This window comes from Kitasatospora viridis, from assembly GCF_007829815.1.
Classification (GTDB): Bacteria; Actinomycetota; Actinomycetes; order Streptomycetales; family Streptomycetaceae; genus Kitasatospora; species Kitasatospora viridis.
The window spans coordinates 175,461-198,886 of the sequence record NZ_VIWT01000001.1 but is presented as its reverse complement, the minus strand read 5'-3'; the positions used below and the strand labels follow the sequence as shown (position 1 = coordinate 198,886).

The 23,426-nt window shown below is 73.7% G+C and carries 18 protein-coding genes and 7 tRNA genes; 14 read left to right on the top strand and 11 right to left on the bottom strand.

Going from position 1 to position 23,426, the window contains the following annotated elements:
• Positions 1-63: 63 nt before the first annotated feature.
• From FHX73_RS00925 to FHX73_RS00905, 5 genes are all read left to right on the top strand, one after another.
• On the top strand, positions 64-687 hold the full coding sequence (locus FHX73_RS00925) for a GNAT family N-acetyltransferase (protein ID WP_145902780.1): 624 nt from the start codon (positions 64-66) through the stop codon (positions 685-687).
• A 174-nt stretch (positions 688-861) separates the two neighbouring features.
• Positions 862-2,100, top strand: coding sequence for a precorrin-6y C5,15-methyltransferase (decarboxylating) subunit CbiE (cbiE, locus tag FHX73_RS00920; protein ID WP_145902779.1), 1,239 nt, complete (start codon positions 862-864; stop codon positions 2,098-2,100).
• Positions 2,101-2,635: 535 nt separating this feature from the next.
• Positions 2,636-6,097 (top strand): nicotinate-nucleotide--dimethylbenzimidazole phosphoribosyltransferase, encoded by a 3,462-nt coding sequence (cobT, locus tag FHX73_RS00915; RefSeq protein WP_145902778.1) that lies wholly within the window; start codon positions 2,636-2,638, stop codon positions 6,095-6,097.
• Between the two features lie 112 nt (positions 6,098-6,209).
• Positions 6,210-7,448: a uroporphyrinogen-III C-methyltransferase gene (gene cobA, locus FHX73_RS00910; protein ID WP_145902777.1), complete on the top strand. Its 1,239-nt coding sequence runs from the start codon at positions 6,210-6,212 to the stop codon at positions 7,446-7,448.
• A 16-nt stretch (positions 7,449-7,464) separates the two neighbouring features.
• Positions 7,465-8,271, top strand: coding sequence for a TrmH family RNA methyltransferase (locus FHX73_RS00905; RefSeq protein ID WP_145902776.1), 807 nt, complete (start codon positions 7,465-7,467; stop codon positions 8,269-8,271).
• Between the two features lie 99 nt (positions 8,272-8,370).
• Here the strand turns inward: FHX73_RS00905 and FHX73_RS00900 are convergent, their stop codons facing one another.
• The 6 genes from FHX73_RS00900 to FHX73_RS00875 form a co-directional block, all read right to left on the bottom strand.
• Positions 8,371-10,239 (bottom strand): serine/threonine-protein kinase, encoded by a 1,869-nt coding sequence (locus FHX73_RS00900; RefSeq protein ID WP_246213283.1) that lies wholly within the window; start codon positions 10,237-10,239, stop codon positions 8,371-8,373.
• 565 nt (positions 10,240-10,804) lie between these two features.
• Positions 10,805-10,879 (bottom strand) — tRNA-Val (locus FHX73_RS00895).
• Positions 10,880-10,930: 51 nt separating this feature from the next.
• Positions 10,931-11,002 (bottom strand) — tRNA-Val (locus tag FHX73_RS00890).
• A 51-nt stretch (positions 11,003-11,053) separates the two neighbouring features.
• A tRNA-Val gene (locus FHX73_RS00885) sits at positions 11,054-11,125 on the bottom strand.
• 30 nt (positions 11,126-11,155) lie between these two features.
• A tRNA-Cys gene (locus tag FHX73_RS00880) sits at positions 11,156-11,229 on the bottom strand.
• A gap of 68 nt (positions 11,230-11,297) precedes the next feature.
• Positions 11,298-11,370, bottom strand: a tRNA-Gly gene (locus FHX73_RS00875).
• Positions 11,371-11,593: 223 nt separating this feature from the next.
• Between FHX73_RS00875 and FHX73_RS00870 the strand changes: the two genes are divergently transcribed.
• From FHX73_RS00870 to FHX73_RS00860, 3 genes are read left to right on the top strand one after another with little or no spacing between them, the layout of a single operon-like run.
• Positions 11,594-12,622 (top strand): chorismate-binding protein, encoded by a 1,029-nt coding sequence (locus tag FHX73_RS00870; protein ID WP_145907973.1) that lies wholly within the window; start codon positions 11,594-11,596, stop codon positions 12,620-12,622.
• A gap of 42 nt (positions 12,623-12,664) precedes the next feature.
• The gene (locus FHX73_RS00865) at positions 12,665-13,486 is read left to right on the top strand and encodes an aminotransferase class IV (RefSeq protein ID WP_145902774.1); all 822 of its coding nucleotides are present in this window, start codon (positions 12,665-12,667) and stop codon (positions 13,484-13,486) included.
• A 50-nt stretch (positions 13,487-13,536) separates the two neighbouring features.
• Positions 13,537-14,370, top strand: a complete 834-nt coding sequence (locus FHX73_RS00860; protein ID WP_145902773.1) for a GNAT family N-acetyltransferase — start codon at positions 13,537-13,539, stop codon at positions 14,368-14,370.
• Positions 14,371-14,377: 7 nt separating this feature from the next.
• On the opposite strand, the gene FHX73_RS00855 is transcribed toward FHX73_RS00860, so the two are convergent.
• Positions 14,378-14,866: a DsbA family protein gene (locus FHX73_RS00855; protein ID WP_145902772.1), complete on the bottom strand. Its 489-nt coding sequence runs from the start codon at positions 14,864-14,866 to the stop codon at positions 14,378-14,380.
• Between the two features lie 90 nt (positions 14,867-14,956).
• On the opposite strand from FHX73_RS00855, the gene FHX73_RS00850 reads away from it, so the two are divergent.
• Positions 14,957-15,394 carry a hypothetical protein gene (locus FHX73_RS00850; RefSeq protein WP_145902771.1) on the top strand — a complete coding sequence of 146 codons (438 nt, stop codon included), beginning with the start codon at positions 14,957-14,959 and terminating at the stop codon, positions 15,392-15,394.
• 20 nt (positions 15,395-15,414) lie between these two features.
• Here the strand turns inward: FHX73_RS00850 and FHX73_RS00845 are convergent, their stop codons facing one another.
• Together FHX73_RS00845 and FHX73_RS00840 are read right to left on the bottom strand one after the other, a co-directional pair.
• Positions 15,415-16,005: a CGNR zinc finger domain-containing protein gene (locus tag FHX73_RS00845; protein ID WP_145902770.1), complete on the bottom strand. Its 591-nt coding sequence runs from the start codon at positions 16,003-16,005 to the stop codon at positions 15,415-15,417.
• A 347-nt stretch (positions 16,006-16,352) separates the two neighbouring features.
• Entirely contained in the window at positions 16,353-16,766 is a 414-nt protein-coding gene (locus FHX73_RS00840) for an SsgA family sporulation/cell division regulator (RefSeq protein ID WP_030056266.1), read from the bottom strand.
• A gap of 320 nt (positions 16,767-17,086) precedes the next feature.
• Between FHX73_RS00840 and FHX73_RS00835 the strand changes: the two genes are divergently transcribed.
• Both FHX73_RS00835 and FHX73_RS00830 read left to right on the top strand, forming a co-directional pair.
• Positions 17,087-17,158 (top strand) — tRNA-Val (locus FHX73_RS00835).
• A 224-nt stretch (positions 17,159-17,382) separates the two neighbouring features.
• Positions 17,383-17,454: transfer RNA gene (locus FHX73_RS00830), tRNA-Val, on the top strand.
• A gap of 66 nt (positions 17,455-17,520) precedes the next feature.
• Here the strand turns inward: FHX73_RS00830 and FHX73_RS00825 are convergent.
• On the bottom strand, positions 17,521-18,243 hold the full coding sequence (locus FHX73_RS00825; protein ID WP_145902769.1) for an exonuclease domain-containing protein: 723 nt from the start codon (positions 18,241-18,243) through the stop codon (positions 17,521-17,523).
• A 243-nt stretch (positions 18,244-18,486) separates the two neighbouring features.
• Here FHX73_RS00825 and thrS point away from each other — a divergent pair, with 243 nt between their 5' ends.
• Complete coding sequence (gene thrS, locus FHX73_RS00820) at positions 18,487-20,466, top strand: threonine--tRNA ligase (RefSeq protein ID WP_145902768.1); 1,980 nt, start codon at positions 18,487-18,489, stop codon at positions 20,464-20,466.
• Positions 20,467-20,535: 69 nt separating this feature from the next.
• A complete protein-coding gene (locus tag FHX73_RS00815; RefSeq protein ID WP_145902767.1) occupies positions 20,536-21,096 on the top strand; it encodes an HIT family protein in 561 nt (186 codons plus the stop codon).
• An 87-nt stretch (positions 21,097-21,183) separates the two neighbouring features.
• On the opposite strand, the gene FHX73_RS00810 is transcribed toward FHX73_RS00815, so the two are convergent.
• Positions 21,184-22,833, bottom strand: coding sequence for a hypothetical protein (locus FHX73_RS00810; protein WP_145902766.1), 1,650 nt, complete (start codon positions 22,831-22,833; stop codon positions 21,184-21,186).
• Between the two features lie 179 nt (positions 22,834-23,012).
• Here FHX73_RS00810 and FHX73_RS00805 point away from each other — a divergent pair, with 179 nt between their 5' ends.
• Positions 23,013-23,393 carry a thiol-disulfide oxidoreductase DCC family protein gene (locus FHX73_RS00805; protein WP_145902765.1) on the top strand — a complete coding sequence of 127 codons (381 nt, stop codon included), beginning with the start codon at positions 23,013-23,015 and terminating at the stop codon, positions 23,391-23,393.
• The last annotated feature ends 33 nt before the right edge of the window (positions 23,394-23,426 follow it).

Sequence of the window (23,426 nt, the reverse complement as noted above, 5' to 3'; positions counted from 1 at the left end):
CGCGGCGCCGAGCGGGTCGGGCGGGGCGTACCGTGGGTCCACGACCCGGCGAGGAGAGACGGTATGCCAGCGAGCTTCCCCGAGACCGCGATCAGCACCGAACGGCTGCTGCTGCGCCCCTTGGAGGACGGCGACGTGCCCGAGCTGGTCGCCATGATGGCCGACGACCTGGTGCTGAACTGGACCGACGTGCCGCAGCCCTACACCCACCGGCACGCCCTGGACTGGATCCGCCGGCAGGCCCCGGCCCTGCGCGCGCAGGGCCGCGGCATCGCCTTCGCGGTCACCGAGCACCTCACCCAGCGGCTGGTCGGCACCGTCGAACTGCGGCACACCGACTGGCGGCTGCTCAGCACCGAGGCCGCCTACGTCACCGCGCCCTGGGCCAGGGGCGAGGGCTACGCGGTCGAGTCGCTGCTCGGCATCGCCCAGTGGCTCTTCGAGGACCGCGGCTTCCACCGGCTGGAGCTGCGCACCGCGGCCGGCAACACCGCCGCCCAGCAGGTCGCCCAGAAGATCGGCTGCATCAGCGAGGGCGTGCTGCGCAGCGCCTGGATAGTGCGCACCGGCGAAGTCGGCTCGGCGGGGGAGGAGAGCCGCAGCGACCTGATCCTGTGGAGCCTGCTGCCCGAGGACCTGGAGCCGGTCGACGACCTGCTGAAGGACCGTTACGCCTTGCAGGATTGAGGGTCCGTCGAACCGCCGGACCGCGCGCCACGCGGTCGACCAAGATCGCCGGATACCGCCGCACCGGCACACCCACCAGGTAACCTCTGCTGCTGGGCGGACGGCCCGGGCGACGGGGGCGCAGCGCCATCCGCGCGAGACGAGCTTCGAGCACTCCGAGGGAGAACTGCCGGCATGGCCGACCGGATCACGGTCATCGGGTGGGACGGAACACCGCTGACCGAGGCGGCCGCCGCCGCGCTCACCGCCGCCACCCTGGTGGCGGGGGCGCCCTACCAGCTGAACGCGCTCCCGGTGCCGGCCGGCGCCGAACGGATCGCGCTGGGGAGCGTGGAGAGCGCCGCCCGCCGGATCGCCGAGCACCGCGGCGCCGTGGTGGTGGTCGCCGAGGGCGACCCGGGCTTCTTCGGTGTGGTCCGCGCCCTGCGCCGGCCGGAGTACGGGCTGGAGTTGGAGGTGCTGCCCGCCGTCTCCTCGGTCGCCGCCGCGTTCGCCCGGGCCGGCATGGCCTGGGAGGACGCCCAGGTGGTCTCCACCCACGGCGGCCGGCTGCGCCGGGCCGCCAACGTCTGCCGGGCGCACTCCAAGGTCGCCGTGCTGACCAGCGCCGACGCCGGGCCCAGCGAGCTCGCGCTGATGCTGCGCGGCGTGCACCGCACCTTCGTGGTCTGCGAGGCGCTGGGCACCGCGGACGAGGACGTCACCGTGCTCACCTCGGACCGGGTGCCGGACCACGACTGGCGCGACCCCAACGTGGTGCTGGTGATCGGCGGCTCCACCCCGCAGAGCGCGGGCGTGGACGCGACCGCCGGCTGGCTGGCCGGCCGGCCCGTCGGCTACCCCGGCACCGAGCGCGGCTGGGCGCTGCCCGGCGACGCGTACGACGGCGACTCACCCCGCACCCTCTCCCCGCAGACCCGCGCGGTGGTGCTGGCCCGGCTCGGGCCGGGCGCCGGCGACCTGGTCTGGTGCGTGGGCGCGGGCAGCGGGGCGCTCGCGGTGGAGACCGCGCGGTTCGGCGCCGCGGTGGTCGCGGTCGAGGAGTCGGCGGCGACCTGCGCCCGGATCGCGGTGAACGCGCGCCGCTACGGCGTCGAGCTGGAGACCGCCGCCGGACCGGCGACCGAGGTGCTGGGCGGACTGCCCGAGCCGGACGCGGTGGTGGTGGAGCAGGGCGGGGCCGAGGTGGTGCGCGCGGTGCTGACCCGCCGTCCGGCCCGGCTGGTCGCGCTGGCCGGCACGGTGGCCGAGGCGGGCGAGATCCGCGCGGTGATGACCACGGCCGGGTACCGGGTGGAGGGCATGGTGCTGCAGTCCGCCCCGCTGCAGGCCACCCCGTCGGGCTCCGACGCCGAGTCGGCGATCGGCCCGTTCGAGAGCACCCTGCTGCTCTGGGCCGAGCCCGCGCCCTGAACCGGCTGGCCTCCCGCAGGGCGGGCCCGGCCCTGGGTGCGCGCCGTGAGCTTGCCGGGAGCCGGGTAAAGGTCTCCGAGGTGACGAATCGACAATTGAGGATGATTCGGACAGCGGCGGCCCGAGTGGACCTTGGTGGCCGGTAGTCTGACGATCTGACTGCCCGCCTGCCTGGCGCGGTGGTGCGAACCGCGCCGACGTGGTGCAACCCACACGTGGATCGGTGCGTGGGCATTCGACTGACGCAGGCCCGACCGGGAGAATGTCCCGGGGTTCCGGGCCGGTCGTGCCGGATGCCCCGGGCTGTCGTTAGTTCAGGTGGCGGTGCCCCGCCTCACGCGTCGGACCAGACGCGGCGAGCGCCGGCACCGGACACCGTGACCGGTCGAACGGCCCACGGTCGCCGCACCCGGCGGCCGACAGGTGAACGACGGTGGGGTGGGCCGGTCTCCGGCTTGGACCCGGAACGGGCGGTGCGCCTCGGTCGGCGACCGGGTCGCCAAGGACGCGGAAGCGGCCTGGAAGGAGTGTTGACATGACCGACGCTGGTCACGTCCCCAGTGAGGGACTGCCGGAGCACCTGCTCCCCGAGACCGGGACCGAACCGGTCCAGGGAGGTGGCGGGTGGGGCGGCGACCTCGTCGGCCAGTCCGTACCGGGGGGCGGCGGTGCGCCGGCCGGGCCCGGGTACACCTTCATCGACCAGCCGGACGACGAAGAGGACGTGCTGCTGATGCCCGGCCCGCAGGGCGGCTGGGCCGACCCGTCGGCCACGCCCGTGGTGCCGCTCGGCGAGGCGCTCACCCCGCCCGCCCCGGGCGGGTTCGTGGCGCAGCCCGGGTACCCGGGCGCCGCGCCGATGGCGCAGCCGGTACCGCCGCAGCCCGTCGCCGTCCAGCCGGTGGCCGTCGAGCCCGTCGCCGTCCAGCCGGTGGTTGCCGCCGAACAGCCCGTGCCCGGCACGCCCGTGGAGCCGTCCTGGCCGCCGGTGGTGCCGCCCGGGTACGCCGAACAGCCCCAGGCCGAGGCCTCCCCGGTCGCCGCCGTGCCGCAGCCCGCGCAGCCGCGCCGGCCGCTGCACGCCGGGCCGCCGATCCCGGACCCCTCGCTGATGACCGGTCAGGTGCCGGTCCGCTCGCTGGCCGACCGCGGCCCGTCCGAGCCCGGCGGCACGCCGCCGCACGGGGTGCCGGTCGCCGTGCTGCCGCCGGAGACGGCCGCCGAGAGCACCCTGGTGCTGCCGGTGCAGAAGGCCGCGGCTCCCGTCGAGCAGCCGGTCGCCCCGGTCGCCGTGCCGGTCGCTCCGGTCGCCCCCGTCGCTCCGGTCGCGGAGCCGGTGGCGACGGAGCAGGCCGTCGTGGAGCCGGCGCCGGTCGCCATCGAGCCGGTGATCGCGGAGCCCGTGGCCGTGGAGGCGCCCGCCGCGGCCGTCGCGCCCGTGGAGACGGTCGCGCCGGTCGAGACCGTCGAGCCGGCGCCGGTCGCCGTCGTCGAGCCCGTCCCCGCGCCGCAGCCGGTGGCCGCCGAGGCCGCGCCCACTCAGCCGGTGGCACCGGTCCAGGAGGCGCCCGCCGCCCCCGAGGCAGCCGCCCCCGCGCAGCCGGGCGCACCGCGCCGGATCGCCGCGTTCCTCGCCGACCCCGCGCCGCTCGGCCTCGCCGTGGTGGACCCGGTGGTCGAGCAGCCGGCCCCGGTCGCCGCCGAGGCCCCCGCCGCGGAGCAGCCGGCCGTCGAGGCCCCGGCCCAGCCCGCCGAGCAGACCCCGGTCGCTGACGCCCCGACCGCTGACGCCCCGTCGGCTGAGGCGCCGTCCGCCGAGGCCGCGCCGGCCCCGGAGCAGCCGACCGCCGTCGAGGCACCCGCTGCCGAGACCCCCGCTGCCGAGACCCCGGTCGCCGCCGAGCCCGTCGCCGCCGAGCCCACCATCGCCGAGGAGCCCGTCGTCGCCGAGGCCCCCGCCGAGCAGGCCGAGCCGCTCGCCCAGCCCGACCCGGCCACCCCGATAGCGCCCGCCGCGCCGGAAGCCGCCGCCGAGGCCGCGCCCGGGGCCGAGCCGGTCCAGCCGACCGAGCCTGTCGAGGCGCCCGCCGCACCGGAAGCCGCCGTCGCCGAGCCGGCCACCGCGCCCGAGCCGCAGCCCGCCGCGGCCGCTCCCGAGGCCGCCGGCGAGCCCGACGCGCAGCCCGTACCGGACCAGGCCGAAGCCGGAGCCGAGCCCGCCGCCGAGCCCGAGGCCCCGCGCGGAGAGGCCGCGCCGGGCTACGACACCGCCGCCCGCGACGCCGTCCACCAGGTGATGCGCGAGCGCCGCGACATCCGCAACGGCTTCCGCCCCGACCCCGTCCCGCACGAAGTGCTGCTCCGGGTCCTGGAGGCCGCCCACACCGCCCCCAGCGTCGGCTACTCGCAGCCCTGGGACTTCGTGGTGATCCGCTCCTCGGACACCCGCCGGAAGATGCACGCGCTGGCCGAGCGGCAGCGCGAGGCCTACGCCGACTCGCTGCCCAAGGGCCGGGCCAAGCAGTTCCGCGAGATCAAGATCGAGGCGATCCTCGAAACCCCGGTCAACATCGTGGTCACCGCCGACCGCACCCGCGGCGGCCGGCACACCCTCGGCCGGCACACCCAGCCGCAGATGGCCCCCTACTCGGCCGCGCTCGCCGTGGAGAACCTCTGGCTGGCCGCCCGCGCCGAGGGCCTGGGCGTCGGCTGGGTGAGCTTCTTCGACGAGGAGGAGATGGTCCGCGAGCTCGGCCTGCCCGAGCACCTGGACGTCGTCGCCTACCTCTGCATCGGCTTCGTCGACTCCTTCCCGGACGAGCCCGAGCTGCAGCAGCAGGGCTGGGCCAAGAAGCGCCCGCTCTCCTGGGTGGTGCACGAGGAGCAGTACGGCAACCGCGCGCTGCCCGGCGAGGAGCCGCACAGCCTGCTCTCCGAGACCCTGCGCACCATCCGCCCGCTGGACGCCAAGGCGCTCGGCGAGGCCTGGGACCGGCAGAAGCGGATGACCAAGCCGGCCGGCTCGCTCGGCATGCTGGAGATCATCTCCGCCCAGCTCAGCGGCCTGTCCCGGAAGTGCCCGCCGCCGATCCCGGAGCCCGCCTGCGTGGCGATCTTCGCCGGCGACCACGGCGTGCACGCCCAGGGCGTCACCCCCTGGCCGCAGGAGGTCACCGGCCAGATGGTGGCCAACTTCCTGGCCGGCGGAGCGGTGGTCAACTCCTTCGCCGCCCAGGTCGGCGCCGAGGTCTGCGTGGTGGACGTCGGCGTCAAGGCCGAGCTGCCCGAGGCGATCCAGCAGGGCCGCACCACCGGCCTGCTGCCGCGCAAGGTCAAGCCCGGCACCGACGACATGACCCAGGGACCGGCGATGAGCCGGGAGGAGGCGCTCAAGGCGCTGGAGGTCGGCATCGAGACCGCCCGCGACCTGGTCGCGGCCGGCAACAAGATCCTGATCACCGGCGACATGGGCATCGCCAACACCACCGCCTCCGCCGCGCTGATCTCGGTCTTCACCGGCGTCGACCCGGCCGAGGTCACCGGCCGCGGCACCGGCATCGACGACGAGACGCACACCCGCAAGGTGGCCGTCATCCGGCAGGCACTGGAGCTGCACCAGCCCGACCCGACCGATCCCATCGGCGTGCTCGCCGCGATCGGCGGCCTGGAGCACGCGGCGATCGCCGGCTTCCTGCTCGGCGCCGCCTCGCTGCGCACCCCGGTGATCCTGGACGGCGTGATCGCCGGCTCCGCCGCGCTGGCCGCCAAGGCCATCGCCCCCGAGGTGCTGGCGGCCTGCATCGCCGGCCACCGCTCGGCCGAGCCCGGCCACCAGGCCGCGCTGGCCAAGCTCGGCCTGCGCGCGCTGATCGACCTGGACCTGCGGCTCGGCGAGGGAACGGGCGCCCTGCTGGCCCTCCCGCTGGTGCAGAGTGCGGCCCGGGCGATGCACGATGTAGCCACCTTCGACTCCGCCGGAGTCACCGAGAAGGGCTGATCCACCGTCTCGGCTCCACCGTCTTGATTGGCCCCGTACCGGCCCGAGGGCGCGCCGGTACGGGGCACCGCCTTATCCGAAATTCGTCCTTCGCCCCACAGGAGCCACCCGCATGAACGCGCCCAACGTGCACCCCAGCACCACCGGCCAGACCCCGTACCCCGTCGGCCTGTTGCTGGCCGGCCGCCGGGTGGTCGTGGTCGGCGGCGGCCAGGTGGCCCAGCGCCGGCTGCCCGCCCTGATAGCCGCCGGCGCCCAGGTGCACCTGGTCTCGCCGAGCACCACGCCCGCCGTCCAGGCGATGGCCGACGCCGGCGAGATCACCTGGCACCGCCGCGGCTTCGCCGCCGGTGACCTGGCCGAGGCCTGGTACGTGCTGGTCGCCTCCTCCGACCCGGCCGTCAACGAGGCGGTCAGCGCCGAGGCCGAGCAGGCCCGGATCTTCTGCTCGCGCAGCGACGACGCGGCCGCGGCCACCGCCTGGACCCCCGCCAGCGGCCACGACGACGCGGGCACCACGGTCGCCGTGCTCACCGGCGACCCCCGGCACTCGGCCGCGCTGCGCAACGCCATCGTCGAGGGCCTGCGCACCGGCACCCTGACCGCGCGTCAGTACCGGCAGCGGACGGCCGGCGTGGCCCTGGTCGGCGGCGGCCCCGGCGACCCCGACCTGATCACCGTGCGCGGCCGCCGCCTGCTCGCCGACGCCGACGTGGTGGTCGCCGACCGCCTGGCCCCGCGCGAGCTGCTCGCCGAGCTGCCCCCGCACGTCGAGGTGATCGACGCCTCGAAGATCCCCTACGGCCGGCAGATGGCCCAGCAGGCGATCAACGAGGCGCTGGTCGAGCACGCCAAGGCCGGCAAGTTCGTGGTCCGGCTCAAGGGCGGCGACCCGTACGTCTTCGGCCGCGGCGGCGAGGAGCTGCTGGCCTGCGCCGAGGCCGGCATCCCGGTCACCGTGGTGCCCGGCATCTCCAGCTCGATCAGCGTGCCCGCCGCCGTCGGCATCCCGGTCACCCACCGCGGCCTGACCCAGGAGTTCACCGTGATCTCCGGGCACGTCGCCCCGGAGGACCCGCGCTCGCTGGTCAACTGGGAGGCCGCCGCCCAACTGAACGGCACCCTGGTGCTGCTGATGGCGGTGGAGCGGATCGGCGCGATCGCGGCCAGGCTGATCGCGGCCGGCCGGTCCGCCGACACGCCCGTCGCCGTGATCCAGGAGGGCACCACGGCCGGCCAGCGCCGGATCGACGCCACCCTCGCCACCGTCGCCGACACCGTGGCCGCCGAGGGCGTGCGCCCGCCGGCGGTCATCGTGGTCGGCGAGGTCGTCCACGTCCTCCAGCACTGACAACCGGAAGACCGTCATGTCCCAGCCCAGCACCGTCACCGATCCCGCCGACCCCCGGCTGGCCGACTACACCGGCCTGACCGACGTCGAACTGCGCCGCCGCCGCGAACCCGCCGAGGGCCTCTTCATCGCCGAGGGCGAGAAGGTGATCCGGCGGGCCCTCGCGGCCGGCTACGGGATGCGGTCGATGCTGCTCACGCCCAAGTGGCTGGACGTGATGGCGGACGTGATCGAGACCGTCGACGCGCCCGTGCACGTGGTCGAGCCCGCCGTGGCCGAGCAGGTCACCGGCTACCACGTGCACCGCGGCGCGCTCGCCTCGATGGCCCGCAAGCCGCTGCCGGACGTCGCCGAGGTGCTCGGCCCGGCGCGCCGGGTCGCGGTGCTCGAAGGACTGGTCGACCACACCAACCTCGGGGCGATCTTCCGCAGCGCGGCGGCCCTCGGGATGGACGCCGTGCTGCTCTCGCCGGACTGCGCGGACCCGCTCTACCGGCGGGCCGTCAAGACCTCGATGGGCGCCGTCTTCTCGGTGCCCTACGCCCGGCTCGACCCCTGGCCCGGCGCGCTCGACGCGCTGCGCGCGGCCGGCTTCCGGGTGCTCGCCCTCACCCCGGCCGAGGGCTCCGTCACCCTCGCCGAGGCCGCGCCCCACCAGCTCCCCAAGGCCGCCCTGATGCTCGGCGCCGAGGGCGACGGCCTCACCCCGCGGGCCCTGGCCGCCGCCGACACCCTGGTCCGGATCCCGATGGCCCACGGCATCGACTCCCTCAACGTCGGCGCGGCGGCCGCCGTGGCCTTCTACACCGTCAACGCCGGCTGACGGCCGCTCAGAGCGCGGGCCGGGTCGAGCCCGCCGCACCACGTCCGGGGCCGGCAGCTCCAGCAGCTCGTCCAGCCGCCCGCCCGGTACGCCTGACGCCTACGGCGCCGGCGTCCCCCCGGCACCCGTGCCGCCCGCGACACCCGCGCCCGGCCAGGACTCCTCCAACGACCCGTCACCGCGCACCGCGTAGCGCGTGGTCGCCACCGCACCCGTCTGCGGCACCCGCTCCTCCCGGACCAGGGCGCCCTCGTCGAGCCGCCAGGTCGCGGTGGAGGACGGGTCGGCGGCGGAGGTGCGGGCGGTGGCCAGGGCGGGGGAGTCGCCGCTGAAGGTGAAGAGCTCCACCAGGTCGACCGGCATCGCCCCCTCGGTCCGCCGCAGCACCACCACCTGCGCCGGGTTGCCCCGGTAGCGGGCCGGCATCACGGCGGACAGCGCCACGGCGGGCGGCCCGGCCGAGCGCCCGTTCTGCAGCTGGATGGCCGGCCCGCCCGACGGGTCGGGGTAGCTGCGGTTCGGCCAGTCCACCTGCGGCACCGATCCGGCCGCGGGACCGAAGCCGGCCGGCAGCGGCGAGCCGCTTGTGTGTGCGGCCGGCTGCGCGCCGTCGGCCGAGAGACCGATCGGCGGGACGGCGGCCGCGCCCTGCACCGCCGGCTGGGCGAGGCTCGAAGTGCTCGGCACGGCCGGCGCGGGCAGGCCCTGCGCGTGCCGGTTCTCGCACCCCTGGGCGGCGGCGATCGCCAGCGCGACCCCGATGGTGACCGTGATGAAGACCACCAGCCGCTGCCGCAGCAGCCGCCGCCGGGCCGCCAGCCCGCCGGTGGGCGGCGGGGTGTGCTGCCGGTCCCGGGCGGGCCCCGGCGCGGGCCGGGGCACCGGGCGCGCCGCCGGCCGGGGCGCGGGGCGCGCGGGCACGGTCGGGTGCCCGCCGGAGGACGGGTGCGGCTGCGAGCGGGCGAACCGCGGCCGCCCGAGCGCCCGCGCCTCCTCCGACTCGCGCGCCACCTTCTCGGCCCGGGCCGCCTCGCGGGCCGCCAACTCGGCGGCCGACAGCGGCGAGCCGGAGCCGACCCGCGCCTGCTCCCGCGCCCGGGGGGCCGAGGCCTGGGTGGCGACCGGCTCCGCGGCGGCTGCGGCCCGCCGCCCGCCGGCCCGCGCCGCCAGCTCGCTCAGCCGCTCGTGCAGGTGCGCCGCGCCGGGCCGCTCCAGCGGCTCCTTGGCCAGGCAGGCCCCGATCAGCGGGGCGAGCACCGGCGGCACCTCGGAGAGGTCCGGCTCCTCGTGCACCACCCGGTAGAGCATCACCTCGGAGGAGGCTCCCGAGCCGAACGGGGTGTCCCCGGTGAGCGCGTAGGCCAGCGTGGCGCCGAACGCGAAGACGTCGGTGGCCGGCGTCACCGCGGCCCCGCGCACCTGCTCGGGCGCCAGGAAGCCGGGGGAGCCGACGGCGGTGCCGACGTGGGTCAGCGTGCTGGCGCCGCGCGACCAGGCGATGCCGAAGTCGATGATCCGCGGGCCCTTGGGGGAGAGCAGGATGTTGGACGGCTTGAGGTCGCGGTGCACCACCCCGGCCTCGTGCACCTTGACCAGCCCGTCGGCCAGCGCGGCGCCGATCCGGGCCACCTCCGGCCAGGCCAGCGGGCCCTCGTCGCCGACCCGCTTGTAGAGCGAGGGACCGGGCACGTAGGCGGTGGCCAGCCAGGGCCGGTCCGCCTCGATGTCGGAGCCGACCACCCGCGCGGTCGCGCCGGCCCGGATCCGGGAGGCCGCCGCCACCTCGCGGGCGAACCGGGTGCGGAACTCGGAGTCCTCGGCCAGCTCGGCGCGGATCAGCTTGAGCGCGACCCGCTGCCCCTTGCGGTCCGACCCGAGGTAGACCACGCCCATCCCGCCGGCGCCCAGTCGCCGGTGCAGGCGGTACGGGCCGACGATGCGGGGGTCCTCACGCCTCAGCCGCATCATGCCCATGTCCGTCCCGTCGGCCCGTCAGGTGGGCAACCCGTGAGAGGGGCCCCGGGTGCTGGGGCATCGTCAGTTCCTGTCTGGCACAGCTTACGGAACGTCGGCTGCGGTGTGCTGATACGCAACACGTGAACCGCCAATGGGATTGTCCGACCCTTTCCGCAGGCCCCACCCCGCCCCGACCCCGAGGCCTCCCCTCAGGGTTCCCCCCGTGCGGCGCGACCCCGCCGTACGTCTTGAGACGTATGCGACCGGCGTGTCCTCATCCTCTGGGACACCCCGAGGACGAGACCGGGGCATGACGCCACGACCCGTCCACCGCCCTAACGTTGAGTGTGACGGAGCGCCCGACCTCCCAGGGGACAGGGACCGGGCGCCCAGCCGGTGGCAGGCGCCGCGCGGGGACGCGGACGGGCGGCAAGCGCGCGCCACAGACCCACCGGCGACCGCGAGTGCCGTGGTCGGACGTCGGTGAGGGCGGCCGACCACGGTACTCGTACCTCCGTCGATCCACGCCCCCCACAGACGCCGGAAGCCGGACCCGCGAGGCGGATCCGGCTTCCTGTGGTGCGCGATACTGGGATTGAACCAGTGACCCCTACCGTGTCAAGGTAGTGCTCTCCCGCTGAGCTAATCGCGCGGGGTTGAACTGTCTTGCTCACCACACTGATCCGCTGGGACCGGGTGGTCGTGCGCGATACTGGGATTGAACCAGTGACCCCTACCGTGTCAAGGTAGTGCTCTCCCGCTGAGCTAATCGCGCCTGTTCAACTGTCTTGCTCACCACGCCGATCCACTGAGGACCAGGTGGTCGTGCGCGATACTGGGATTGAACCAGTGACCCCTACCGTGTCAAGGTAGTGCTCTCCCGCTGAGCTAATCGCGCGGGTGGATCCCCGGTCGAACCGGGGATCCATGGAGGTGGAGACGGGATTTGAACCCGTGTACACGGCTTTGCAGGCCGTTGCCTCGCCTCTCGGCCACTCCACCAGGCAACTCGGTCCAGCCGGACCGCAGCTGAACCATATCAGTAAGAACGATCTTGCTGTTCTCCACCGAGCGGACGACGAGATTCGAACTCGCGACCCTCACCTTGGCAAGGTGATGCTCTACCAACTGAGCCACGTCCGCCTGTCTTCCGGGCCCTTCACCGCTTTCCAGCGGCTCCGTTTCCCGGCGACGTGTTGAACTTTAGCGGAAACCTCGGCCAGCTCAAATTCCGTTCCCGCCGAGCGTCGCCGGAGCGCCCGCGCAGCCCCAGGTCAGCGACCTAGACTCGAATCACCGCACACCTTCGAACGCGCCCAGGAGCACCGTGCCCACCCCCAGCCTGCCGCTCCCGTCCGACCAGCCGATGGCCCGCTTCGGCGGCCGGCTCGCCACCGGCCTGCTGGAGGTCAGCCACGATCCGGGCGTGCTGGAGACCGAGGGCTGGTGGGCCGTGGCGCACGACTTCGAGGGCCGGCTCACCTGCGCCCGGTTCGCCGAGGTCCGTCCCGACCCCGCCCCCGCGCAGGCCGGCGACCGCTGGCACGGCCCGCACCCCGACAGCTGGCACACCTCCCTGGACCGGGCCGGGTACGTGGCCGGGGTCCGCCGGATCCGCGAGCACATCGCGGCCGGCGAGGTCTACCAGGCCAACCTCTGCCGGGTGCTGACCGCACCGCTGCCCCACCCCGACCCGGCGCGCAGCGACATCGACGCGCTCACCGCCCAGCTCGCCCTCGGCAACCCGGCCCCTTACGCCGGAACGATTCGCCTCCCCGAGCACGGCATCGAGATCGCCACCGCCTCCCCCGAGCTCTACCTGCACCGCGACGGCCGCACCGTCTCCTCCGGCCCGATCAAGGGCACCGGCCGCACCGAGCACGACCTGCTGGAGAAGGACCACGCGGAGAACGTGATGATCGTGGACCTGGTCCGCAACGACCTCGGCCGCGCCTGCGCCACCGGCAGCATCACCGTGCCCGACCTGTGCGTGGTGGAGAAGCACCCGGGCCTGGTCCACCTCGTCTCCACCGTCGAGGGCCGGCTGCGCGACGGCGTCGGCTGGCGCGAACTGTTCGCCGCGAGCTTCCCGCCCGGATCGGTCACCGGCGCACCCAAGTCCAGCGCGCTGCGCATCATCGAGGCGCTGGAGACCGCCCCCCGCGAGCCCTACTGCGGTGCCATCGGCTGGGTGGACGCCGACCGGCAGCGCGCCGAACTCGCCGTCGGCATCCGCACGTTCTGGATCGACCGGGCCGATCCGGCGGCTCCGCTGCTGCGCTTCGGCACCGGCGCCGGCATCACCTGGGACTCCGACCCGGAGCGCGAGTGGGCGGAGACCGAACTCAAGGCCGCCCGACTGGTCGCGATAGCGTCTGGCCAGCAGGTGGAGTAGCCCAGCACGGCCGAGGACCGCACATCTCAGGAAGGGCCCGCGATGATCTGGCTCAATGGCGCACTTGTCGAGGAACACCGCGCGGAGGTCTCCGCCCTGGACCACGGGCTGACCGTCGGGGACGGCGTCTTCGAGACCGTGAAGACGGTGCACGGCCGGACCTTCGCACTCACCCGCCACCTCGACCGGCTGGCCCGCTCGGCTGCCGGCCTCGGTCTGCCGGAACCCGACCTGGAGCAGGTCCGCAAGGGCGTCGAGGCGGTCACAGCCGCCAACCCGGCGCCGCTCGGCCGGCTCCGGATCACCTACACCGGCGGCCTCGGCCCGCTCGGCTCGGACCGGCTCGACACCCCGCCCACCCTGGTGATCGCCCTCGGCGCCACCGCCCCGCGCCCCGACACCACCGCCGCGGCCACCGTCGAGTGGACCCGCAACGAGCGCGCCGCCACCGCCGGCCTGAAGACCACCTCCTACGCCGAGAACGTGATCGCGCTCGCCCACGCGCACCGGCTCGGCGCCTCCGAGGCGCTCTTCCCGAACACCGTCGGCGCGCTCTGCGAGGGCACCGGCTCCAACGTCTTCGTGGTGCTCGGCGGCAAGCTGCTCACCCCGCCGCTCGCCTCCGGCTGCCTGGCCGGCGTCACCCGCGCCCTGGTGCTCGACTGGTGCGACGGCGAGGAGGCCGACCTGCCGATCGAGGTGCTCCAGCAGGCCGAGGAGGTCTTCCTCACCTCCACCCTGCGCGACGTGCAGGCGGTCTCCCGGATCGACGACCGGGTGCTCGGCGACGCCCCCGGCCCGGTCACCGCCCGCGCGATGGCCGCCTTCACGGCCCGCTCCGCCGCCGACACCGACCCCCGCTGAGCCGCCCGCACACCCGTTAACCCCCGCCGCGCACGGGGAAGAGAGCAGCCATGACGACCACGCTGCGCCCCACCGGTCCCGAGGAGCCCCGGCCCGGCGGCGGCCGGCTGCGCCACTGGCAGGTCTGGGCGAACGGCCGGGCGGTGGGCAAGGTGCTGATCGCGGAGCACCTCGGCACCGGCCGGATCGAGGGCCTGGAGATCACCGAGGCCCGGCGCCGCGGCCGCGGCACGGTCGCCGCACTGGCCGCCGAGGAGGTGCTGCGCGGCTGGGGCTGCCACCGGGTCGAGGTGAGCGTGCCGACCGGGGCGAGCGCCGGCCACCGCCTGGCCCGGGCCCTCGGCTACACCGAGACCAGCCATCACATGCACAAGCGGCTGAGCCGTCCCCCGCTACCGCGACCGGAGTTGACGACCCGTCCGATCGGCCCGGAGGAGTTCCAGGACTGGCTGGACGGGATCAACCGGGGCTACCGCGACCAGTTGCGACGAGTCGGCCTGACGGAGCGCCAGGCCGCCGAGAAGGTGGCCGCCGACGTGGCCCGACTGCTCCCGAGCCTGCACGCCACCCCCGGCATGGCGGTGCACCTGCTGCTGGTCCCCGGCGAGCCCGGGCCGGCCGGCAGCCTCTGGCTCTCCCTCGACAACGGCCGGCTGCCCCCCGACGACCGCCCGCTGGCCTGGGTGATGAACGTCGAGGTCGAGCCCGGCCGGCGCGGCCGCGGCTACGGCCGCGAGCTGATGCTCACCGCCGAGCGCCTCTGCCTCGCGGCCGGGGTCCACGACCTCGGGCTGAACGTCTACGCCGCCAACGAGCCGGCCCACCGGCTCTACGAGTCGCTCGGCTACCGGCTCACCCGGCGGCAGTACGCCAAGCCGCTGTGACGGGGGCTCAGCCCTCCAGCAGCGCGGTGATCCGCTCCAGCAGCCCGTCCTGGCTCTTGCCGCCGTCCAGCCGCTGCCGGCCCACCACGTAGGTCGGCGTCCCGGTCACGCCGATCGCCTTGCCCTCGGCCTGGTCGGCGTCGATCACCAGCATGTGCCGGCCGTCGATCAGCGCCAGCTCGACCTCCTCGGTGTCCAGGCCCAACTCGCCCGCCACCTCCAGCAGCAGCTCCGGGCCGCGCCGCTCCAGCTCCTCGACCCGGGCGAGCACGGCCTCCACGAACGGCCACCCCTGGCCCTGGGCGAAGGCCTCCTCGGCCGCCTCCGCGGCCGGATAGGCATGCTTGTGCTTCTCCAGGGGAAAGTGCCGCAGCGTGACGTTCAACGCGTCACCGAAGCGGGCGCGCAGCGCGCGCAGGTCGTCGAGCGCCGTGCGGCAGTCGGAGCACTGCAGCTCGCACCAGAACTCGACCTGGGGGAGGGAACCTTCGATCATGCGCCCAGTGTTCCACTACGGGGGACCCCGCACCGAAACCACCGGAGTGACCATGGCGAGCAACCGAGCCATCGAGAGGGAGCGGTCGTCATGCTGACCGGCGCCGTCTGCTACGCCCTGACCGCCGCCGGCCTGGTGCTCGCCGGCCTGCACGGCTGGCGCCGCCGCTGGCGCACCGCGACCAGGTGGGCCGGTGTCGCACTGCTGCCGGCCGGCCTCTACCTGACCGGCCTGATCCCGGTCGGCACGACGATCGGCCGCGCGCTCGGCAACTGGGCCGCCCGCCTGGTGCTCGACCCCGGAGTGTGGACCGGCATCGCCCTGCTCGGCCTGGCCGCGCTGCTGCTGGCCATCACCGGGGTCGGCCGCAAGCCGAAGGCGGGCGGCGGCGAGCAGCAGTCCGCCCCGGCGGCCCCGGCCGCCCAGTCCCGCCCCGCCGTCGCCCCGAGCCGCCCGGCCCGCGGCGCCGCCGAGGACCTCGGCGACTTCTCCGACATCGAGGAGATCCTCCGCAAGCGCGGCATCTGACCGCTGACCACCGGTGGCCGTCAGGCCCCGACGACCACCCCGGCCGCCTCCTCCGCGTCCGCGCCGGCCCGCTGGCGCGCCCGGTAGGCGGCCACGTGCATCCGGTTCCCGCAGGTGCGGCTGTCGCAGTACCGGCGGGACCGGTTGCGCGAGAGGTCCACGAAGACCCGGGCGCAGTCCGGCGCCTCGCAGCGCCGCAGCCGCTCCCGCTCGCCGGCCATCAGGATCAGGCCCAGCGCCATGCCCAGCTCGGCCGCCAGGTGGTCGGCCAGCGCGGCGTGCGGGGCGAAGTAGTGCATGTGCCAACCGTGCCCGTCGTGGTCGGTCAGCCGGGGCGTCGCGTTGACCGCCGCCACCAGGGTGTTCACCAGCCCGGCCGCCACCTCGGTGGAGGGCGCGGTGAAGATCTCCCGCAGCTGCCCGCGCAGCTCCCGGACCGCCGCCACGTCGGCCGACCCGGTCCCGGCCACGTCGCTGATGTCGCAGCGCAGCACGAACGCGTCCACCGCGGCGACGTCGGACAGCTGCTCCGCACCGGCCACCTCGGGCGCCGTGTTCAGCAGCTCGACCAGGATGCCCAGGGCGCACTCGGTGTCATGGGTGATCAGCACGTGGGTAGCTCCTCGCGTGCGCCGGGGGCGGTCGGTCCGCCCGCTGCACGCCCCCACGCCTCGGCCGGGTGGGGGCCGGTCATCACCGCCGAACAATACCGGCCCGCACCGACGGAACGGCGAAGGCGCCCGGCGCCGCCGCCCTTCCGACCGCCGTGGCGGGCGGGGGAGGAGCGGGGCGCCGGGCGCCGGCAGGCCGGTGCGGCCTGGGGTGGATCGATTGACTCGGTGCGCACCGGGTCGGTACGTACGGCTGGCGTCGGCGTGCGCGGTCGAGTCGGTGGCCGTGCCCCCGAGTAGGACAGCCACCGGTGGAGCGGAACGGGCCCGGGGGATCGCCCCTGGCGTCAGCTCTCGGCGAGGATGTGCGACAGCTCCCGATCCAGATCGAAGTGACGGTGTTCGGTGCCGGGTGGCACCGCGGCGTCGGTCCGCTTGAGGAAGGACTCAAGCGCCCGGGCCGGGGCTTCCAGCAGGGCCTCGCCCTCAGGAGAGCTCAGCGCGATGCAGACGACTCCCTGTCCGTGGCTGCGTGACGGCCACACCCGGACGTCGCCCGTCCCGGTGGGTCGGTGCAGCCCCTCCGCGAGGAGGTCGCGGGCGAACACCCATTCCACGGTCTCGTCCGCACCGGTGTGGAAGGTGGCGTGCACGGCATAGGGGTCGGCGGTGTCGTAGCGCAGGCCCGCGGGGACGGGCAGTGACGACTCGCTCGACACGATGAGGCGCAGGTGCAGCTCGCAGCTGACCGTGGTGTTCATAAGCGCCAGGGCCTTTCGCTCAGTGTGCGCTCGGGGAATCGCACGTCGGCGAACGGACCATCCCACCTCCAGCGGCGATGTAAACCCGTCTGTCCCGATTCGGGGCATCCCGGTAACTCTTCCGGCGCATTGTCCAAAGCCCCGGATCGGGGTCGCGCGGCGGTTATCGGGAGGGGGTCGGCGGGGGCGCGGGGCGGGCGCCGGGCTCGTCGCGGATCGTGATCGGTGGCCTGGTCGGGCTGGTCGGGCCGGTGCCGGGCGGTCGGGCGGGGGGTGGTTCGGAGCACCCCTTCGGATGGGGTAATGTTTTCCCTGCAGCCGGGCGATTAGCTCAGCGGGAGAGCACTTCGTTCACACCGAAGGGGTCACTGGTTCGATCCCAGTATCGCCCACCGGATTGCATTGCAAGGCGTAGGACCCCGGTTATTTCCAACCGGGGTCCTACGCCTTTTCCGGCGTTTTCGAACGACCGTCGGTCAGGTTCGGGAACTGCGCCCGGAACTGAGTGCTCGTCATCTCCGGGGGCCGGTGCGGCTGCTGTCGCAGTGTCGGGCGGGCGGTGATCGACGAGTTTCACAACACCCCGTCCGGGGTGCTACTGTTCATCTCGTTGCCCGGGCGATTAGCTCAGCGGGAGAGCACTTCGTTCACACCGAAGGGGTCACTGGTTCGATCCCAGTATCGCCCACCGGACAACATCGGGCCCCAACTGCCACACGGCAGTTGGGGCCCGATGCCGTTGTGCGACGGTCCGTCAGGCGGCGGGGCGCAGCGGCCAGGAGCGGTCCACCCGCTCCTGGGTGCCGGAGCGGTCGAACCAGGCCTGCAGGCCGCGGGCCTGGGCCGCGTGCCAGGCGGTCTGACGCAGGTGCAGTTCGGCGGGGGAGAGTTCGCCGAGTGCGGTCCGGTGGCGGCCGCCGAGCACCCGGACCAACTGCAGGGCGGCCCAGGCGTCCGCGCCCGCGTCGTGCGCGCCGGCCAGCTCGACGCCGTAGTGCGCGCACAGGTCGGTCAGGGTGCGGCGGCCCTTGCGGTAGCGGTCCACGTGCTTGTCCAGCACCCGGGGGTCGACCACCAGCAGCTCGGCGCCGGCCAGGTGCGCGGCCAGCGTGCTGCCCGCGTGCCGGCGCAACTCCCGGTCCAGCAGCGTCAGGTCGTAGGGCGCGTTCATCACCACCAGCGGCACCCCGGCGCGGGCCTGGGCGGCCAGCGCGACGGCTATCTCGGTGCTGACCTCGGTGGGCGGGCGGCCGTGCGCCCGCACCTGTTCGTCGGTTATCCCGTGCACGGCGCGGGCGCCGTCCGGGATCGGCACGCCCGGATCGGCCAGCCAACTGCTCCGCTGCACCGGGGCGCCCGGGGCGGACTGCACGAGCAGGGCGGCGGAGACGATCCGGTCCTGTTCCACGTCCACGCCGGTGGTCTCGGTGTCGAAGGAGGCGAGCGGACCTTCGTACCACTGGGAGTTCTGATTCATGACCACCCCTCACTTCCCCTCGGTACCCCGCTCGGATCCGGTGCGGGTGCATCGCGCGGCGCGTGAACTGACGGTGCGTCGGCGGCGGCAGGGTTCCGACCAGGTGATACCCCCGGCCCCTACCGGCTCAACCCCGCCGGGGCGGCCCGGTCGGACGGGTGCACGGCGGTGCGGGTCGGCTCGGTACCATCGGGGCTGCAGCACCAGCTGCGACCATCAGATCCAGCACGTCAGGAGAGACCGGTGACGGACGTCCGGGTAATCATCAACCGCGAACCCGATCGGGAAGAGCGCGTGGTGACCACGGGCACTACCGCCGCCGAGCTGTTCGCCGACAACCGCGCCGTGATCGCCGCCCGGGTGGCCGGTGCGCTCAAGGACCTCGGCTACCCGCTGCAGGACGGCGACGAGGTCGAGCCGGTGGAGATCACCAGCGAGGACGGCCTCAACATCCTGCGCCACTCCACCGCGCACGTGATGGCGCAGGCCGTGCAGGAGATCTTCCCCGAGGCCAAGCTCGGCATCGGCCCGCCGATCAAGGACGGCTTCTACTACGACTTCGACGTCGAGAAGCCGTTCCACCCCGATGACCTCAAGGCCATCGAGAAGCGGATGCAGGAGATCATCAAGAAGGGCCAGAAGTTCGCCCGACGGGTGGTCACCGACGAGGCCGCCCGCGAGGAGCTGGCCAAGGAGCCGTACAAGCTGGAGCTGATCGGCCTCAAGGGCTCGGCCGCGACCGCCGGCGAGGGCGCGGACGTCGAGGTGGGCGGCGGCGAGCTGACCATCTACGACAACCTGGACGCCAAGACCGGCGAGACCTGCTGGGGCGACCTGTGCCGCGGCCCGCACCTGCCGAGCACCCGGATGATCCCGGCGTTCAAGATCATGCGCTCGGCCGGCGCCTACTGGCGCGGCAGCGAGAAGAACCCGATGCTCCAGCGCATCTACGGGACCGCCTGGCCGACCAAGGACCAGCTCAAGGCGCACCTGGACTTCCTGGAGGAGGCCGCCAAGCGCGACCACCGCAAGCTCGGCAGCGAGCTGGACCTCTTCTCCATCCCCGAGGAGATCGGCTCCGGCCTGGCCGTCTTCCACCCCAAGGGCGGCGTGATGCGCCGGGCCATGGAGGACTACTCGCGCAAGCGGCACGAGGAGGCGGGCTACGAGTTCGTCTACACCCCGCACGCCACCAAGGGCACCCTGTTCGAGCTCTCCGGTCACCTGGACTGGTACGCCGACGGGATGTACCCGCCCATGCAGCTCGACGGCGAGAACGACTACTACCTCAAGCCGATGAACTGCCCGATGCACAACCTGATCTACCGCTCGCGCGGTCGGTCGTACCGTGAACTGCCGCTGCGGCTCTTCGAGTTCGGCACGGTCTACCGGTACGAGAAGTCCGGTGTGGTGCACGGCCTGACCCGCGCCCGCGGCTTCACCCAGGACGACGCGCACATCTACTGCACCAAGGAGCAGATGGCCGACGAGCTCGACTCGCTGCTCACCTTCGTGCTGGACCTGCTGCGCGACTACGGGCTGACCGACTTCTACCTGGAGCTGTCCACCAAGGACCCGGAGAAGTTCATCGGCTCGGACGAGGACTGGGAGGAGGCCACCGAGACCCTGCGCAAGGCGGCCGAGAAGCAGAACCTCGAACTGGTCCTCGACCCGGCCGGTGCCGCCTTCTACGGTCCGAAGATCTCGGTGCAGGCGCGGGACGCGATCGGCCGCACCTGGCAGATGTCCACGATCCAGGTGGACTTCCAGCTGCCGCAGCGCTTCGACCTGGAGTTCCAGGGCGGCGACGGCAACCGGCAGCGGCCGGTGATGATCCACCGCGCGCTGTTCGGCTCGATCGAGCGGTTCTTCGCGGTGCTGCTGGAGCACTACGCGGGCGCCATGCCGCCGTGGCTGGCCCCGGTCACCGTGGTCGGCATCCCGATCACCGACGAGCACGTGCCGTACCTCCAGGAGGTCGCGGCCGAGCTGAAGAAGCACGGGATCCGGGTCGAGGTGGACGCCTCGGACGACCGGATGCAGAAGAAGATCCGCAACGCCCAGAAGTCCAAGGTGCCGTTCATGCTGATCGCGGGCAACGACGACGTCGAGGCCGGCGCGGTGAGCTTCCGCTACCGCAGCGGTGAGCAGAAGAACGGCGTCTCGGTCGCCGACGCCGTCGCGGAGATCGTGGACGCGGTGGAGCGCCGGATCCAGGTCTGACCGGACGGAGCGGGGGGACTCCTCATGAGGAGTCCCCCCGCTCCTGTTTTCCGGCACGGTGCTCCGAATATGCTGATCAGCATGACGAGTGAGCCGGTACTGCAGCAGGGCGTCGGGGAACCGGACGGTTTCCGGCGTCTGTGGACCCCCCATCGGATGGCGTACATCCAGGGTGAGAACAAGCCCACCGGGCCCGCCCCGGACGACGGGTGCCCGTTCTGCACGATCCCCTCGCTGAGCGACGAGGACGGCCTGATCATCACCCGCGGCGCGCACGTCTTCGCGGTGCTCAACCTCTACCCGTACAACGGCGGCCACCTGATGGTGGTCCCGTACCGGCACGTGGCCGACTACACCGAGCTGACCGACGAGGAGACGGTGGAGCTGGCCAAGCTGACCAAGCAGGCGATGACCGCGCTGCGGGCGGCCTCCGGGGCGCACGGCTTCAACATCGGGATGAACCAGGGCGGTGCGGCCGGCGCCGGGATCGCCGCGCACCTGCACCAGCACGTGGTGCCGCGCTGGGGCGGGGACACCAACTTCATGCCGGTGGTGGGCCACACCAAGGTGCTGCCGCAGCTGCTCGCGGACACCCGCAAGATGCTGGCCGAGGCCTGGCCCCAGGACTGAGTCGCGGCACCGAGTCGCGGCACCGAAGTCGCAAACGACAGGCCCCCCGGAGGGATCCGGGGGGCCTGTCGCACGTCTGACGGACCGTCACCAGGCGTCGTACTGGTCCGACTTGAACGGCCGGGCGCCCTGCATCTCGGACTTCATGATCAGCGAGCGGCCGGTGAACCGGTCCACGTTGACGTCGTGGTCCGCCAGGAAGTCGATGGTCGCGGCGAGCACCGCGCTGACCACCGGGCTGGCGATCCGGACCGAGTCGTCGGCCATGAACCGGTTGCCCCAGGCCGGGTTGGCCCAGGCGTGCCGCAGGCCGAACGGCTCCGGCAGCTTCATCGTGCCGCCGAGCCAGGCGAGCAGCGTGGGCACCTTGAGGAACGGTGCGCGCAGCGCCTGCCGGACCACCTCGATGTTGTCCACCAGGGGGAGCTGGATGGTGCGCTCCTCCCAGAACTTGCCGGGCTTGGGCTCGGTGCGCTCCTTGGGCTTGGGCTTGTCGGTGAAGGCGCCCTGGATCGGCCCGAGGGTGTGGCCGGCCACCGAGACCCGCAGGGTGTTCGCCAGCGCGGTGACGGTGACGGTGACGCTGACGATCAGCTGGCCCTTGTTCAGCACGAACTGGGTGCCGAGGTAGTGGCGCAGCCCGTCCTTGCCGAAGTCCTGCTGGTTGGCGACGGTGACCACGGCGTGGTCGCGCATCCGCGGGCCGTCCATGTCGGGTCCGCCGGGGCGGCTGATCTCGTCGGCACCGGCGCCGATCGAGCTGATCACCCACTGGTCGACGGAGGAGTTCGGCACGGCGCCGTTGGCCACGTGGCTGCGGCCCAGGGTGCCGTTCAGCCGGTCGGTGATCTTCTTGACCAGGTCCCAGGTGTGGAAGGTGCGGAACTCCTCGAAGCCCTCGGCGGGCCTGAGGTCCTCGACCATCTCCCAGGAGCCCCAGCGGCGGCCGAGGCCGAGTATCCCGTTGACGCCCGCGTAGTGCAGCACGTTGGTGTCCTGCTCCAGCACCAGCTGGGTCAGGCCCTCCTTGAGCGCGGCCGCCTTCTTGTCGTTCTCGTGGCGGGGCACGGCGGTGGGCAGCACGGCGGCGCCCAGGTTGCCCTCCAGCACACCCGCCCAGCGGCTGCGCAGGTCCTTGACCGAGTTGACCACTATCCGCTTGGCCAGGAACCAGCCGACCAGCGGGGCCAGCATGGTGACCCGCAGGTAGAGCGAGAGGAGGCCGTTGAACGGCGGCTTCCAGGCGAAGAAGAGCGTGAGCGCGGCCGGGATCAGCAGGATCAGCGCTCCGAAGAAGCCGTCCCACTTGCCGCCCGACAGCCGCCTGCGCAGTTCGAGGGCGCCGAGCCAGATCACCGTGCCCGGCAGGAAGAGCAGGCCGCAGACCACCGTCACCAGCATCAGCCGCTTGTCCCGGGCGGCCCGCAACTCCTCGGCGGCCAGGCAGTGTTCGACCACCGTGCGGGGTTCCATGCCGTAGGCGGGGACCAGCGGCTTGCGGCCCTTGCCGAGGGTGCGCCCGATGACGGCCTTGCTGAAGGCCTCGCCGAGGTTGGGGCGGAACAGATCGTGCCAGCCGGTCTTGCCGACCACACCGTCCTGCACCTTGGCGATGAACCCGTCCAGGTCGTCGTCGCGGTAGGCGGTGGCCGAGAGTGCCTGGGTGACCGCGGTCTGCGGGCCGCCGGCTTCCGTGCGGGGTATCTGCGGACCCGGAGTCATGTCGAGCTTCGCCACGACCGCCTCCCCTCCCTCCGTGTTCAGCGGCAGGTTACCGTGCCCCAGCGCCCTTGTGGCGATGATCGTCTGAAGTCCCGTCACCTGACGGTGGCGCTTTCCGCCAGGTTCCTTCCCCGGTGTGACACGGTTCGCACCCCCGAGGCGGATCCGGAGGGCGTTGGGGCAGGATCTGTGGCATGAGACTTTCGGAGCCACTGCTCGTGTTCGACGGCGACTGTGCCTTCTGCTCCTCCTGCGCACGGGCGGCGGAACGTTTCCTCGCCGGCGGGTGGACGGCGCGGCCGTACCAGTTCGCCGACCTGGCCGAGCTCGGGCTGACCGAGGAGCGGGCCCGGTACGAGGTGCTCTGGGTCACTCCGGCGGGGGAGGTGTACGGCGGGGCGCAGGCGGTGGCGAAGCTGCTGCTGCGGGCCGGCGGCGCCTGGGCCTACCTCGGCGGGGCGATGCGGCTGGCGCCGGTGCGGCCGTTGGCGGCCGCCGTGTACCGGCTGGTGGCGCGGCACCGGGACCGGATGCCGGGCGGTTCGGCGGCCTGCGCGCTGCCCCGGCGGGGCTGACCGGGCGGCTGCGCCGGGCCGATCGGCCGCCGA